Below are 14,647 nucleotides of genomic sequence, written 5' to 3' on the forward strand. Positions count from 1 at the left end.
CCCGCGAGGTGCAACATGAGCTACCAGATCGCACTGAATTTCGAAGACGGGGTTACCCGTTTCATTGAAGCCACCGGTCAAGAAACCGTGGCCGATGCCGCTTACCGCCAGGGTATAAACATTCCGCTGGACTGCCGCGACGGCGCTTGCGGTACCTGCAAGTGCAAGGCTGAGTCCGGGCGTTATGAGCTTGGCGACAACTTTATCGAAGACGCACTGAGCGAGGACGAAATTGCCGCAGGCTACGTGCTGACGTGCCAGATGCGCGCCGAAAGCGACTGCGTCATCCGCATTCCGGCCTCGTCGCAGCTGTGCAAGACCGAGCAGGCCAGTTTCGAGGCAGCCATCAGCGCTGTGCGCCAGCTTTCGGCCAGTACCATTGCCCTGTCGATCAAGGGCGAGGCCCTGAGCCGCCTGGCCTTCCTGCCAGGGCAGTACGTCAACCTCAAGGTGCCGGGCAGCGAGCAGAGCCGGGCCTATTCGTTCAGCTCGCTGCAGAAGGACGGCGAAGTCAGCTTCCTGATCCGCAACGTGCCGGGCGGGCTGATGAGCAGCTTCCTGACCAACCTTGCCAAGGCTGGCGACAGCCTGAGCCTGGCCGGGCCGTTGGGCAGTTTCTACCTGCGGCCGATCCAGCGCCCGCTGTTGCTGCTGGCCGGTGGTACCGGGCTGGCGCCGTTCACGGCGATGCTGGAGAAGATCGCCGAGCAAGGTAGCGAGCACCCGTTGCACCTGATCTACGGCGTGACCAACGACTTTGACCTGGTCGAGCTCGACCGCCTGCAGGCGTTGGCAGCATGCATCCCCAACTTCACCTACAGCGCCTGCGTGGCCAACCCGGACAGTCAGTACCCGCAAAAGGGCTATGTGACCCAGCACATCGAGCCACGCCACCTCAACGACGGCGATGTCGATGTGTACCTGTGCGGGCCGCCGCCGATGGTCGAGGCGGTCAGCCAGTACGTGCGGGAACAGGGCATCACCCCGGCCAACTTCTACTACGAGAAGTTTGCGGCTGCGGCCTGACAGCCCCCTCTGATTCAACGCAATACGCCGACCCTGTGGGAACGGGCTGCGCGGTGGAGGGCACGGGCTTCGCCCGTGTTCGCGGGCATGCCCGCTCCCACAGTCATCGCGCAGCCTTTCAGGCTTTGAGCAAGACAGTGGCTGCCACAGGGTCTCTCGCGAACTGGAGATTTGCATATGAACAACAGATTCCAAGGCAAGGTCGCCCTGGTCACCGGTGCCGCCCAAGGCATCGGCCGGGGTGTGTGCTGGCGGCTCAAGGCCGAAGGTGCGCAAGTGGTAGCGGTGGACCGTTCCGAACTGGTCCACGAGCTGGCGGGTGAAGGCATGCTTACCCTCACCGCCGACCTGGAACTACACAGCGACTGCGCCCGGGTCATGGCCAGCGCGGTGGAAGCCTTTGGGCGCCTCGACATACTGGTCAACAACGTAGGCGGGACCATTTGGGCCAAGCCCTTCGAGCACTACGATGTCGAGCAGATCGAGGCCGAAGTACGCCGTTCGCTGTTCCCGACACTGTGGTGCTGCCACGCCGCGCTGCCATACATGCTTGAACGCAGCAGCGGCGTCATCGTCAACGTTTCTTCCATCGCCACCCGTGGCGTCAACCGTGTGCCCTATGGCGCGGCCAAAGGCGGCGTCAATGCGCTCACCGCTTGTCTGGCCTTCGAAACGGCGGGCCGCGGGATCCGGGTCAACGCCACCGCGCCGGGTGGCACCGAAGCGCCGCCCCGGCGCGTACCCCGCAACAGTGCAGCGCAAACCGAGCAGGAAAAGCACTGGTACCAGCAGATCGTCGACCAGACCCTCGACAGCAGCCTGATGCACCGCTACGGCAGCATCGACGAACAGGTCGGGGCCATTCTGTTCCTGGCGTCCGACGAAGCCTCGTACATCACCGGCGTGACCCTGCCGGTAGGGGGCGGTGACCTCGGCTGAGCAACACCTTCAGGGCAACAGCTTTCCAACACAACAAAAACAAGAGCGACAGATGCCATGCGAACCCTTGACGTACACCCGATCATCGATAACGCGCGCTTTACCTCGTTCCACTGGATGGTCATGGCCTGGTGCGGCCTGCTGCTGATTTTCGACGGCTATGACCTTTTCATCTACGGTGTGGTACTGCCGGTCATCATGAAAGAGTGGGGCCTGACCCCCTTGCAGGCCGGTGCCCTGGGCAGCTATGCGCTGTTCGGCATGATGTTCGGCGCCTTGGCCTTCGGCAGCCTGGCTGATCGCATCGGGCGCAAGAAGGGCATTGCCATCTGCTTTGCCTTGTTCTCGGGGGCGACCATCCTCAATGGCTTCGCCAGCAGCCCCAGTGAATTCGGCATCTATCGCTTCATCGCCGGCCTGGGCTGTGGCGGCCTGATGCCCAACGCCGTGGCATTGATGAACGAATACGCGCCCAAGCGCCTGCGCAGCACGCTGGTGGCGATCATGTTCAGTGGCTATTCGCTGGGCGGCATGCTGTCGGCGGGCGTCGGCATTTTCATGCTGCCACGCTTCGGTTGGGAATCCATGTTCTTTGCCGCGGCCGTGCCGCTGCTGCTGTTGCCGGTGATTCTCTACTACCTGCCAGAGTCGATCGGTTTTCTGGTGCGCCAGGGGCGTAGCGACCAGGCGCGAGGGCTGCTGAAGCGACTGGACCCAGGCTGCGATGTACAGGCCGATGATGTGCTGCAGGCAACTGATCGCAAAGCCGGCGGGGCATCGGTGCTCGAGCTGTTCAGAAACGGCCTGGCCATTCGCACCTTGGCGCTGTGGCTGGCGTTCTTCTGTTGCCTGCTGATGGTCTATGCGCTCAGTTCGTGGCTACCGAAACTGATGGCCAACGCCGGTTACAGCCTGGGCTCCAGCCTGTCGTTCCTGCTGGCACTGAACTTCGGCGGGATGGCCGGGGCGATCCTCGGCGGCTGGTTGGGCGACCGCTACAACCTGGTCAAGGTCAAGGTGGTGTTCTTCATTGCGGCCGCGCTGTCGATCAGCCTGCTGGGTGTGGACAGCCCTATGCCGGTGTTGTACCTGCTGATCTTCATTGCCGGTGCCACTACCATCGGCACGCAGATCCTGCTGTATGCCGGCGCTGCACAGATGTACGGCCTGTCGGTGCGCTCCACCGGCCTGGGCTGGGCTTCTGGCATCGGCCGCAACGGCGCCATCGTCGGCCCACTGCTGGGTGGCGCGCTGATGGGCATCAACCTGCCGCTGCAACTCAATTTCATCGCATTCGCCATTCCTGGTGCGATCGCCGCGCTGGCCATGGCCGTACACCTGGCCAGTGGGCGGTCACGGGCTTTGCAGGAGGCCTAAGCCACCGCGAAGCAGGCAACACACCACCAAAGCCAGCCACCAGGCCGGCAGCTGCCTTGCGAGAAATTCATGAAAACCTTGATCAGGGACAGCTCGCTGTCCGCCATCGTGGCAGGCTGCATCGCCACGATGATTTCCTATGCCGGGCCATTGGTGATCATCTTCCACGCCGCCGAAGCCGCCGGCCTGTCGCACCGGCAACTGTCATCCTGGGTCTGGGCGGTGTCCATGGGCAGTGCGGTGTTGGGTGCGCTGCTCAGCCTGCGCTACCGCGTACCGGTGGTGATCGCCTGGTCCATCCCGGGCTCGGCACTGCTGGTCACCGCGTTGCCGCAATTGGGCCTGGCCCAGGCCGTGGGGGCTTATCTGGTGGCCAACCTGATCCTGCTGCTGATTGGCATCAGCGGGGCGTTCGACCGCATCATCGCGCGCCTGCCAGGGTCGATCGCTGCGGGCATGCAGGCCGGCATCCTGTTCAGTTTCGGCATCGAGGTGTTCCGGGCATTGCCGGTGCAGCCGTTGCTGGTCCTGGGGATGTTCGTCACCTACGTGCTGATGCGCCGGTTACAGCCCCGTTATGCCGTGGTCGCCGTGCTTTGCGTGGGCACGTTGATAACAGTCGCCAGCGGCGCATTCCGTAGCGAGGCGCTGGTGCTGGAGCTTGCCTCTCCCCAGTGGATCACCCCGCAGTTCAGCCTGCCAGCCGTGTTCAGCCTGGCACTGCCCCTGGTGCTGGTGGCGCTGACCGGGCAGTTCATGCCCGGCATGGCGGTATTGCGTAACGCCGGCTACAGCACGCCGGCCAGCCCGCTGATCGGCGCCAGTGCCCTGGCCGGTACCGTCCTGGCGCCGTTTGGTTGCCACGGGCTGAACCTGGCGGCGGTCACTGCCAGCCTGTGTACCGGGCATGAAGCCCACGAAGACCCACGCCGGCGCTACGTGGCGGCAGTAGCTGGCAGTGGGCTGTACCTGCTGCTGGGCATCGCGGGCGCCACCTTGATGTCTTTGTTCGCGGCCTTTCCTGCCGCATTGATCGCCGCCCTGGCTGGCCTGGCCCTGTATGGCGCCATCAGCGAGGCCTTGGCCCGCAGCCTGGCAGAGCCGGCAGAGCGTGATGCCGGGCTGTTCACCTTCCTGGTCACGGCTTCCGGGGTGGCGTTCCTCGGGCTGTCGGCAGCGTTCTGGGGGTTGCTGTTCGGCCTGCTGGCACACGCACTGCTCAGGCTGCGCCGGCCACGTGTCCGGGAGGTGCTGCGCCGTACATCCTGAATTGCCGTGTTCCCAACGCTTTACCCATAACAACAAGATCAAGAGAGCTTCGGAATGAATCACACCCCTTGCGTCGCCCTGGGCCTGACTTTGCTCAGCCAACCATTGCTGGCTGCCGAAGGCGGCTTCTTCGAGGACTCGAAGGCCACCCTGAGCGCCCGAAACTACTACTTCAGCCGCGATTTTTCCGACATTGTCGGGGCCAACCAGCAGTCCAGGGCCGAGGAGTGGGCCCAGGGCTTCATCCTCGACTTCAGGAGCGGTTACACCCCGGGCAGGGTCGGCTTTGGCGTGGATGCCCTGGGCCTGTTGGGCATCAAGCTCGACAGCAGCCCCGACCGGGCCAACACCGGCCTGCTGCCGGTGCACGGTGATGGCCGCGCTGCCGATGAGTACAGCCGCCTGGCACCGACCTTCAAGGCGCGCCTGTCGAAGACCGAACTCCGTGTGGGTGAGCTGCAACCCAACCTGCCGGTACTGACGTTCAGTGATATCCGCCTGTTACCACCCACTTATCAGGGTGCCAGTATCAGTTCGGCGGAGATCGACGGGTTGACCGTACAGGCCGGCCACCTGAAAAGCACCCACCTGCGCAACGAGGGCGGCGACGGCAAGATGAACGCGATGCTTGGCCATGTGCCGATGCGCCAGGCCCAGAGCGATGCCTTCAACTACGTTGGCGGCGACTACGCGTTCAATGCCAACCAGAGCAGTGTCAGCCTGTGGTACGGGCAGCTGGAGGATATCTACGAGCAGGGCTTTGTCGGCTTCAAGCACAGCAAGCCAGTGGGGGAATGGGTGCTCAGCGCCAACCTGGGCTATTTCACCGCGCGTGAAGAGGGCGGTGCATTGCTGGGCAACATCGACAACCAGGCGTTCTTCTCGATGTTTACCGCCCGACATGGCGGGCACAGCTTCCACGCAGGCTACCAGGGCATGTATGGCGACAGCCCTTTCCCACGGGTGTTCGCCAACATCTCGCCGCTGGGTAACGAGGTGCCGACGTATGAGTTCGCCTACACCGATGAACGCTCTTACCAAGTGCGCTACGACTACAACTTCGCCGCCATGGGCGTACCTGGGCTGACGGCGACGGTGCGCTACATAACCGGTAACAATGTGGATACCGGGCAGGGCTATGAAGGGCGCGACCGCGAGCGCGATCTGGATATTGGCTATGCGGTGCAGAGCGGGGTACTGAAGGGGCTGGGGATTCGCGTGAGGAACGCCATGGCGCGGTCCAATTACCGCAGCGATATCGACGAGAACCGCCTGACGCTGGTTTATACCTGGCAGTTGTTCTGACCGCGGCACGGTGCGTTCCCACGCTTCAGGCGCCTTTTGCAGGAGCGCACCCAGGTGGGCAGTTGCATCAGCAACAAGGCAGGCATTTGCCTATCCGCCTTGGTTGAGGGTAGTTTTCAGCAATCACCTGCCAGGAATGCACCCCTTGGACTCCATCACCCAAGCTGTACTCGGCGCTGCCCTGCAAGGCACCGTGCTCGGTCGCATCCAGGGCCGCCGTGCGCTGCTGTATGGTGCAGCGCTGGGCACGCTGCCCGACCTCGATGTGATCATCCGCTACGCCGACCCGGTGTCGCAGATGACCTATCACCGTGGCTTTTCCCATTCGCTGTTCGTGCTCACGGGGCTGGCCTTGCTGCTGGCCTGGCTGGTCAACAAATGCTGGCCTGGCAAGGGCTATACCTTGCCCAGGCTGTTCCTCGCATTCTGGCTGGTACTGGTTACCCACCCGTTGCTGGACGCCTTCACGGTCTACGGCACGCAGCTGTTCTGGCCGCTGCAAGGTACCCCGCAAAGCTGGGCGGCGGTGTTCATCATCGACCCGGTCTATACCGTGCCACTGCTGCTGGCGGTCATCTACGCCATCGCCAAGGGCGTGACTGCCAGGGCTGAACGCCTGCTGACCCTGGCGCTGGTATTCAGTACCGCCTACCTGGGGTTTGGCCTTGCCGGGCGCATGGCGGCCGAGCAGCGCTTCGAGGCGGCGCTGCACCAGCGCGGCATCGCTACCAGCGAGGTCCGCGCCGTGCCGATCGCGTTCAACAGCCTGGTCTGGCGGGTGCTGGCCAAGACCGCGGAAGGGGACTACTACGAAGGCATCAGCAGTGCATTCGACCGACAAGCGCCAGAGATGCAGCGCCTGTCGCGAAACCTGCAGCTTGCGCAAGCGCTGAGCGATGATCCCCTGCACCAGCGGTTGCGCTGGTTCACCGATGACTGGCTGCGCTACGACCAGATCGGTGATGCGCTGGTGGTCACCGACCTGCGTATGGGTATTCCAGGCAACTACACCTTCCGTTTCAACATGGCCCACCGTGACAACCAGGGGCGCTGGATTGTCGATGTGCCTTCGATGTTTCAGGGCGCTGGCCCAGGTTCGATGTTCAACGGCGCAGACCTGGCGTTGATCTGGCGGCGCATTATCGAGCAGCAACCACCCTTGCCTCTGGCAGTGTGGACCGAACGCTATCTGGGCGTCAGCCCCGTCGAGCGCGAGCGCTAGGTAGTGCGCTCGGCCGGGCTGGATCTGGTCAAATGGACGGCGATGTTGACCATGGTCGTCGATCACTTGCGTTTTCTGTGGCCCGAGACCGATGGCCTGTTCGTGTTGGGGCGGCTGGCGTTTCCACTGTTCTGCCTGGCGATAGCAGTGAACGTGGGGCGAGCCGGGGCGGGGGCGCTGTATACCCGTGGCAACCTGCGCTATCTGGCGCTGATGCTGATGTTCGTGGTGCTGTCCGAGCCTGCGTATCGTTGGCTGGACAGTGGCTCGCAGACATTCAGCGTGATGCCCACCCTGGCATTGGGGCTGGTGGTTGCCTGGGGTGTGCATCACCCCTTGATATCGGCACGCGTGCTTGGCATCGCCGGCCTGCTGGCAGGTTGGTTGTTGCGTGAGCAGCTGATGTATGGGTTGCCGGGGGTGTTGCTGCCGGGCGCCTGCTTGATGGCGCGCAGGCAAGGTGGGGTTGTCGGGTTGTTGCCTTGCCTGTTGGCTGCGGGCGGCAATCTGACCAATAGCTGGTTGCGCGAGCACCTGTTGGCACCGTTTACGGTGCTGACACTGGTTGCCGCAGCCCTGGCGATTCCGCTCGGGGTGCTGCTGTTACGGCAGGATGAATGGCGGGTGCCTGCGGTGGGGCGCTGGGGTTACCTGTTCTATCCGCTGCATTTGCTGGCCATCAAGGTCCTTTCATGAGCCAGTCATCCGGCCGGGGTGAAAGGGGGACTGGGAGCCCGGCGTTGGGCTCCCATTGCCCGCGAAGAGGCCAGTACAGGAAGACGATCAGCTGCGGGCCAACCGCCCACTCACATAATGCGCGACATCATTGAACCCTAGGGTCGACGCATGTCCCGGTGTCACCAGTGAGTCAATGAACGCCTCGTCCTCGGCGGTGATCTTCACCGCCAGCGCCCCCCCATAGGTCTCCCACTGTTCCTCGGTGCGCGGCCCTACGATAGCGGAACTCACCCACTGGTTATTCAACACCCAGGCAATGGCGAACTCGACCATCCCCACACCTTTGGCCTCGACATAGGCCTGGATCTGCCGGGCAATCGCCAGCGATTCCTGGCGCCACTCCACCTCCATGATGCGCTTGTCCTGGCGCCCGGCACGGCTGCCAGGGTCCGGCACTGCCCCGGGCGCGTACTTGCCACTGAGTACACCTCGCGCCAGCGGGCTGAACGGCACCACGCCCAGACCGTGCGCGGCCGCAGCTGTGAGTTGCTCTGGCTCGGCCTGGCGGTTGACGATGTTGTACAGCGGCTGGCTGACCACCGGTTTGGGTACCCCCAGGCGCTCGGCAATGTGACAGACCTCGGCAATGCGCCAGCCACGGAAGTTGGACACGCCCCAGTAGCGGATCTTGCCCTGGCGCAGCAGGTCGCCAATGGCCTGTACGGTCTCTTCCAGGGGTACCTGGCGGTCTTCACGGTGCAGGTAGTAGACGTCCAGGTAGTCCATGCGCATGCGCGTCAACGTCGCTTCAAGGGCGTTGAAGATGTGCTTGCGCGACAATCCGCTGCGGTTGGGCAGGCCGTCGGACGGGCCGAAGCCGACCTTGCTGGCGACGATCCAGTCCTGGCGATGGCGCGCCACCGCTTCACCGACGATTTCTTCTGAGCGCCCGGCGTTGTACACGTCGGCGGTATCGATGAAGTTGATACCTTGGTCCCAGGCCTTGTCGATGATGCGCAGGGCGTCCTCGGTGCTGGTCTGCTCGCCGAACATCATGCTGCCCAGGGTAAGGGCGGAAACCTGCAGGCCACTGTGGCCAAGAGGGCGGTAGATCATGCGCGTGGGTCCTTTTGCAATCGGCTGACCTGCCTGTTTTACACACAACCCGGGTGCATTGAAAGGCGCTGCTCAACCGATCAGCGCCATGGCCTCCGGCAAGGTCAATGGTCGCTTCATGCGTTGCGACAGCGTCGCCATGGTGTCGGAGTAGCCCATGGCGATCACCGCTTCGACGCGATCATCCACGCATTGCAGGGCCATGAAGTCACCCTGTTCCGGTTCACCGACGAACGCGATCCGGTTCCAGTCCTGCGCGTGCCCCAGCACTTCGTACGTGCGGCCATGCTGGTAGGTCCAGAAAAACGGCACGTCGGCATAGCGGCGCTGCTCGCCAAGCATGTTGGCGGCAGCGATCACCCCGTGCTGCTGGGCCAGGCGCCAGTGTTCGATACGGACCGGGCGGCCTGTCAACGGGAAGGTCACGATATCGCCCGCAGCCCACAGGCCCTCGGCAGCGCGCATTTCCGCGTCGACCCGCACCGACTTGTCCTCGCCCAGCGGCACGCCTTGCAAAAAAGCGGTCGCCGGCTTTACCCCAGTCCCCAGCAGTACCAGTGGCGTTTGCAATCGCTCACCATTGGCCAGCACTACGGCTTCGACCTTGTCCTGCCCCTCGATCCGCTCTACCTCGGTAGGGCCGTGGAAGATGACCCCTTTGCGTTCATGCAACGCACGGATGCTGCGCCCGATGCGTTCACCCAGCTGCTGCGCCAGCGGGACGTCTTGGCGAGTGACCAGATGCACTTGCGCGCCGTACTGGCGCAGGGCCGAGGCTGCTTCCAGGCCAATGAAACCGTCACCGACGATCACCACCGGTTTGCCAGGTTCGGTGGCATCGAGCAACTGGGCAGCATCCTCGCGCGAACGCAGGGTAAACACCCCTGGCAGGTCGATACCTGGGAGCTCAGGGCGCAGGGTTTTAGCGCCAGTGGCCAGCAGGCAGGCGTCATACTCGATCTGCTGCCCGTCTGCGAGGGTGAGTTGGCGTTTCTGGCTGTTGAGGCTGCGCACTTTGCCGTGCTTACGCTCCAGGTGGCCCTTGCGCAGTGCGTCGGCTTCGAGCAGCGCGGGGACCTCATCGGGCGCCATCTGCCCGGCTATCACGAATTTGCTGAGTGCGGTGCGGTCGTAGGCGGGCTGGCGCTCCTGGTCGACCCACACCAGGCGGCCGGAAAAGCCATGGTTGAGCAGGGTGGCGACTGCGGCGCTGCCGGCAGCACCGGCACCCACCACCACGAAGCAGCGGGCGTCGCTGTGCCTTGGCGGCTCGATCGGTGGCAGGGGCTGGTCATCGACCCAGACTTCATCGCCCTTGACCCACGCCTTGTAGCGGCGCAGGTCGGCCAGTGCAGGTGGCTCGCAGACCACGCCGTCGTCAACGGCGAACGCAGCCTTGTGCCAGGGGCAGACCAGCAGGCCACCGCAGACTACGCCCTCGTCGAGTGGCGCCCCGGCATGGGGGCAGTTGCCTTGAAAGGCGTGTACCTGCTCCCCTTGACGGACGAGGATGAGTTCTTCGCTACCGGCCTGGACGCGCAGGGGGCGATGTTCGTCGAGTTGGTCCAGGCGGGCCACGGCGTGCTCGGTCATGGGGTTTCTCCAAGGGGGTTTGAAACCATTTGACGCCTGGGTAGCGAGGGGGATGCGTTGATCTGACGATCGGAAGCTTTAACCCGCCGGGTGACACGCTGGCGGTGACGGGGACACCATCTTCCCTGATGAAGATGATAATCGTGCTAAAGGGCTACCGCGCAACGGTAGCCCTTTAGCGTGACGGCGAGGTGGCCGGAATCTACCGCGAATGCCTCAACGGGTGAGTGCAGAGCTCAACACACCCGCCCGGGTCACGCGCAAGGCCACCAGGCTGCCCAGCACGATCAGCGCGGCCAGCGAATACAGTGCGGCATCGGTCGAGCCGGTCTGGTCCTTGATGAACCCCACCAGGTACGGGCTGAGAAAACCGGCCATCTGGCCTACCGAGTTGATGATCGCCAAACCGGCGACAGCGGCGCTGGCACTGAGCAGCGCAGTCGGCATGGGCCAGAACATCGGCAGGCCGGTGAGGGCGCCCATGGTGGCGATCGACAGGCCAAGAATGGCGATGCTCGGGGTGCCGGCGAAGTTCACCGCGATCAGCAGGCCAATGGCGCCCATCAGCATCGGTACGACCAAATGCCAGCGGCGCTCGTTGCGCAGGTCGGCGGAGCGCCCGCAGAGGATCATGAACACACCAGCCAGCAGGTACGGGATCGCGCTGAGCCAGCCGATCAGCAGCGGGTTGTCGAAGCCCATGCCCTTGATGATCGAGGGGAGCCAGAAGTTGATCGCGTACACGCCGCTCTGGATGCAGAAATAGACAAAACCGAAGGTCCAGATCAGCGGGTTGGTCAGCACGGCCAGCACGCTGTCGCCTGCGGTGTTCGGCTTGCTGGCGGCATCGGCGTCGAGATCGGCGGCGATCAGTTGGCGTTCCGCCGGGCTCAGCCACGCGGCTTTCTGGTAGCCATCACTGAGCAGGAACACCGCCATTACCCCCAGGGCAACGGTCGGCAAGCCCTGGATCAGGAACATCCACTGCCAGCCGGCCAGGCCGTGCTGGCCGGCGGCGAAGTGTTGCAGGATCCACCCGGAGAACGGCCCGCCGAGCAGGCCCGACACCGGGATTGCCGACATGAACAGGGCCATGATGCGCCCGCGGCGGGCAGCGGGGAACCAGCGCGAGAGGTACAGCACCACGCCGGGGAAGAAACCGGCTTCGGCAGCGCCGGTGAGCAGGCGCAGGGTATAGAACTCGGTGGGGGTGCTGACGAACAGCAGGCAGGTGGAGAGGCTGCCCCAGGCGATCATCATCAGCGCGATCCAGCGCCGCGGACCGAAGCGGTTGAGCGCCAGGTTGCTCGGCAGACCGCACAAGACGTAGCCGATGAAGAAGATGCCGGCGCCAAGGCCGTATACCGTTTCGCTGAATTTGAGGGCGTCGAGCATCTGCAACTTGGCAAAGCCGACGTTGACGCGGTCCAGGTAGTTGAACAGGTAGCAGATGAAAATGAACGGAATCAGCCGCAGGGTGATGCGCCGGTACAGCGCGTTGCGGGAGGTATCCATGCCTTGGTCAGGGGCGGGGCTGTGTGCCATGATCGGGTTCTCTGTTGTTATGGTTGTCGCCGCGTCGCCTGTTCCGGCGCTCGCCCTGACGAGTCTCGGGGACTGCGGCGTGCCTGTCTTTGTGCTTTTGCACAGCGATCGGCCCGGGCTGCTGTGCCCGGGCCCAAAAGCCTAACACCCAAAGGACCGTTCAATGTTCGAACTCGACCATGACCTGGCACAGGATATCGTGGACCGGGCAATGGCCATTCTGCCCTGCAACGTCAATGTCATGGACAGCCAGGGCCTGATCCTTGGCAGTGGCGAGCCGGAGCGCATCAACACCCGTCACGAAGGGGCGCAGTTGGTGCTGGCCAATGGCAGGATCGTCGAGCTGGATACTGACGCGGCCAAGTGCCTGAAGGGCGTGCAACCCGGCGTGAATCTGCCGCTGATGCTCGATGGCCGGCTGATGGGCGTGCTAGGCCTGACAGGCGACCCGCAGCAGGTGCGCACCTACGGCGAACTGGTACGCATGACCGCCGAAATGCTGTTGGCCCAACGGCATTTGCAGGCCGACCAGAAATGGCGTCGACAGCGCTGTGATGACTTGCTGGCCTTGTTGCTGGGGGGCAGCGGTGACTCCCCGCGTTTGCTCGACGAAGCCCGGCAGTTGGGCCTCAAGCCGCAGTTGCCACGGGTACCGTGCCTGTTCGAGCTGGCCTCGGGGCCGGCCGCCGAGGCGCTTGCCGCGTGGTTGACCAGCCGCTACCCGGACAGCTGGTGCGTCAGCCCCGCGCGCCACTCGCTGCTGTGGTGTCGCCCGGCCGGGCTGCCCCTGGACGAGCCGCGCTTGCTGGAACGCTTGCAGCGACATGGCTGGGAGGTGGAGCGGCTGGCCCTGGGCAGCGCTGCGCAGAGCCTGGAGCAGCTGCGCCGCGGTTACCGCCGGGTACGTGACCTGTTGGCTTACGGCCGAGAGGTAGTGCCTGGCGAACGCCTGCTCAGCCTGCAGCGCTACCGGCTGCCGGCACTGCTGTGGCGCCATCGCAACGATGACGCGCTGGATGAACTGCTGGAACCGTTGCTGCGTATTCGCGCGAAAGACGGCAGCGGCCAGCTCCTGCCCACCCTGCGCGCCTGGTGTGCCCATGACGGCCAGAGCCAGGCCTGTGCCGATGCCTTGGGCATTCATCGCAACAGCCTGCGCTACCGCCTGGAGCGGATTGCCGAGTTGGGCGAAGTCGATCCGCTGCGCATGGAAGGGATGTTCAGCTTGTACTTGGGGTTGCAACTGTTGCCCCCAGACTGACCGTGAACGATCCGGTGATTGTCCTCCAAAGGTTCAGACCGCAGGCACAAAGGCATCTGCCCAAACAACCCGGCCGGCGTTTTGTGCATTTGACCGAGGCCGCTTGGGCGTACAACTGTCAGCATGCCGCCATCAGGACAGGAGAATCCCCATGAAGATCGTCATTGCCCCCGACTCGTTCAAGGACAGCCTCGACGCTGCCGCTGTTGCCCGCGCCATTGCTGCGGGCCTTGGCGAAGCGTGGCCGGACGCACAGCTGGTCGAGTGCCCGATGGCCGACGGTGGCGAAGGCACCATGGATGCGATCCTGGCTGCCAGCCACGGTGAACTGCGCCGCCAGATTGTGCGCGGGCCGCTGGGGCAAAGCGTCGAGGCCGGCTGGGGCTGGTTGTCGCACAGCCGCACGGCCATCATCGAAATGGCTCAGGCCAGTGGCTTGCAACTGGTGCCGACCGGCCAGCGTGATGCCTGCCGCAGCAGCACCTGGGGTACTGGCGAGCTGATTGCCGCCGCCTTGGCTGCCGGTGCCCAACGCGTGGTGCTGGCCATTGGCGGCAGCGCTACCAACGACGCCGGCAGTGGCATGTTGCGCGCACTGGGCCTGCGTCTGCTGGACGCCGACGGTCAGCCGCTGGAAGAGGGCGGCCTGGCCCTGGCCAGGCTGGCCCGGATCGACGCGAGCGACCTCGACCCGCGGCTGGCCGAAGTGCAATTCGAAGTGGCAGCCGATGTCGATAACCCACTGTGTGGCGCCAATGGGGCGTCGGCGATCTTCGGCCCACAGAAGGGCGCGAATCCGCAGCAGGTGCAGGCCCTGGACCAGGCGCTGGGGCATTTTGCCGACCATTGTGCGCGGCTGCTGGGTGGGGATGTGCGGGACGAGCCGGGTTGCGGTGCTGCCGGCGGCATGGGCTTCGCTGCCCGGGCATTCATGGCGGCGCAGTTCCGCCCCGGGGTAGAGGTGGTGGCCGAACTGGCCGGTCTTGACGCCCTGGTGCAGGGCGCCGACCTGGTGGTGACGGGTGAGGGGCGGTTCGATGCGCAGACGCTGCGCGGCAAGACCCCGATGGGGGTGGCGCGGGTTGCCAAGCGTCATGCTGTGCCGGTGGTGGTGCTGGCCGGCACCTTGGGTGAGGGCTACCAGCAGTTGTATGGCCATGGTGTCGATGCTGCGTTCGCCTTGGCCAGTGGGCCGATGAGCCTGGAGCAGGCGTGTGCCAATGCCGCCGAGCTGCTTCAGGCGCGCGCCTGTGATATCGGTCGTCTGTGGCGTTGTGCCAAGCAGTGCTGAACAGCATCTTGCGCGGCCGTTTTCG

12 protein-coding genes are annotated in these 14,647 nt (G+C 64.3%); 9 read left to right on the plus strand and 3 right to left on the minus strand.

Features of this window, described 5'->3' with window-relative positions:
* Nucleotides 1–15: 15 nt before the first annotated feature.
* The 7 genes from benC (at nucleotide 16) to OO258_RS25485 (ending at nucleotide 7,834) form a co-directional block, all read left to right on the plus strand.
* A complete protein-coding gene (gene benC, locus OO258_RS25455) occupies nucleotides 16–1,026 on the plus strand; it encodes a benzoate 1,2-dioxygenase electron transfer component BenC (RefSeq protein WP_266034176.1) in 1,011 nt (336 codons plus the stop codon).
* A 177-nt stretch (nucleotides 1,027–1,203) separates the two neighbouring features.
* Nucleotides 1,204–1,965, plus strand: coding sequence for a 1,6-dihydroxycyclohexa-2,4-diene-1-carboxylate dehydrogenase (locus OO258_RS25460; protein WP_266034179.1), 762 nt, complete (start codon nucleotides 1,204–1,206; stop codon nucleotides 1,963–1,965).
* A 57-nt stretch (nucleotides 1,966–2,022) separates the two neighbouring features.
* On the plus strand, nucleotides 2,023–3,342 hold the full coding sequence (locus tag OO258_RS25465) for an MFS transporter (RefSeq protein WP_266034181.1): 1,320 nt from the start codon (nucleotides 2,023–2,025) through the stop codon (nucleotides 3,340–3,342).
* Nucleotides 3,343–3,411: 69 nt separating this feature from the next.
* Nucleotides 3,412–4,611, plus strand: a complete 1,200-nt coding sequence (locus OO258_RS25470) for a benzoate/H(+) symporter BenE family transporter (RefSeq protein ID WP_266034184.1) — start codon at nucleotides 3,412–3,414, stop codon at nucleotides 4,609–4,611.
* 54 nt (nucleotides 4,612–4,665) lie between these two features.
* Nucleotides 4,666–5,916 (plus strand): OprD family porin, encoded by a 1,251-nt coding sequence (locus tag OO258_RS25475; protein WP_266034186.1) that lies wholly within the window; start codon nucleotides 4,666–4,668, stop codon nucleotides 5,914–5,916.
* Between the two features lie 145 nt (nucleotides 5,917–6,061).
* Nucleotides 6,062–7,138, plus strand: coding sequence for a metal-dependent hydrolase (locus tag OO258_RS25480; protein ID WP_266034188.1), 1,077 nt, complete (start codon nucleotides 6,062–6,064; stop codon nucleotides 7,136–7,138).
* Between the two features lie 3 nt (nucleotides 7,139–7,141).
* Nucleotides 7,142–7,834: a TraX family protein gene (locus tag OO258_RS25485; protein ID WP_266034191.1), complete on the plus strand. Its 693-nt coding sequence runs from the start codon at nucleotides 7,142–7,144 to the stop codon at nucleotides 7,832–7,834.
* 87 nt (nucleotides 7,835–7,921) lie between these two features.
* Here OO258_RS25485 and OO258_RS25490 read toward each other — a convergent pair whose 3' ends face one another.
* The 3 genes from OO258_RS25490 to OO258_RS25500 form a co-directional block, all read right to left on the minus strand.
* Nucleotides 7,922–8,932 (minus strand): aldo/keto reductase, encoded by a 1,011-nt coding sequence (locus OO258_RS25490; RefSeq protein WP_266034193.1) that lies wholly within the window; start codon nucleotides 8,930–8,932, stop codon nucleotides 7,922–7,924.
* A 72-nt stretch (nucleotides 8,933–9,004) separates the two neighbouring features.
* On the minus strand, nucleotides 9,005–10,525 hold the full coding sequence (locus OO258_RS25495) for an FAD-dependent oxidoreductase (protein WP_266034195.1): 1,521 nt from the start codon (nucleotides 10,523–10,525) through the stop codon (nucleotides 9,005–9,007).
* A gap of 216 nt (nucleotides 10,526–10,741) precedes the next feature.
* On the minus strand, nucleotides 10,742–12,070 hold the full coding sequence (locus OO258_RS25500) for an MFS transporter (protein ID WP_266034198.1): 1,329 nt from the start codon (nucleotides 12,068–12,070) through the stop codon (nucleotides 10,742–10,744).
* Nucleotides 12,071–12,233: 163 nt separating this feature from the next.
* On the opposite strand from OO258_RS25500, the gene OO258_RS25505 reads away from it, so the two are divergent.
* Nucleotides 12,234–13,331, plus strand: a complete 1,098-nt coding sequence (locus tag OO258_RS25505) for a sugar diacid recognition domain-containing protein (protein ID WP_266034201.1) — start codon at nucleotides 12,234–12,236, stop codon at nucleotides 13,329–13,331.
* A 151-nt stretch (nucleotides 13,332–13,482) separates the two neighbouring features.
* The gene (locus tag OO258_RS25510; RefSeq protein WP_266034204.1) at nucleotides 13,483–14,622 is read left to right on the plus strand and encodes a glycerate kinase; all 1,140 of its coding nucleotides are present in this window, start codon (nucleotides 13,483–13,485) and stop codon (nucleotides 14,620–14,622) included.
* The last annotated feature ends 25 nt before the right edge of the window (nucleotides 14,623–14,647 follow it).

It is taken from the genome of Pseudomonas sp. DCB_BI (assembly GCF_026240995.1).
Classification (GTDB): domain Bacteria; phylum Pseudomonadota; class Gammaproteobacteria; order Pseudomonadales; family Pseudomonadaceae; genus Aquipseudomonas.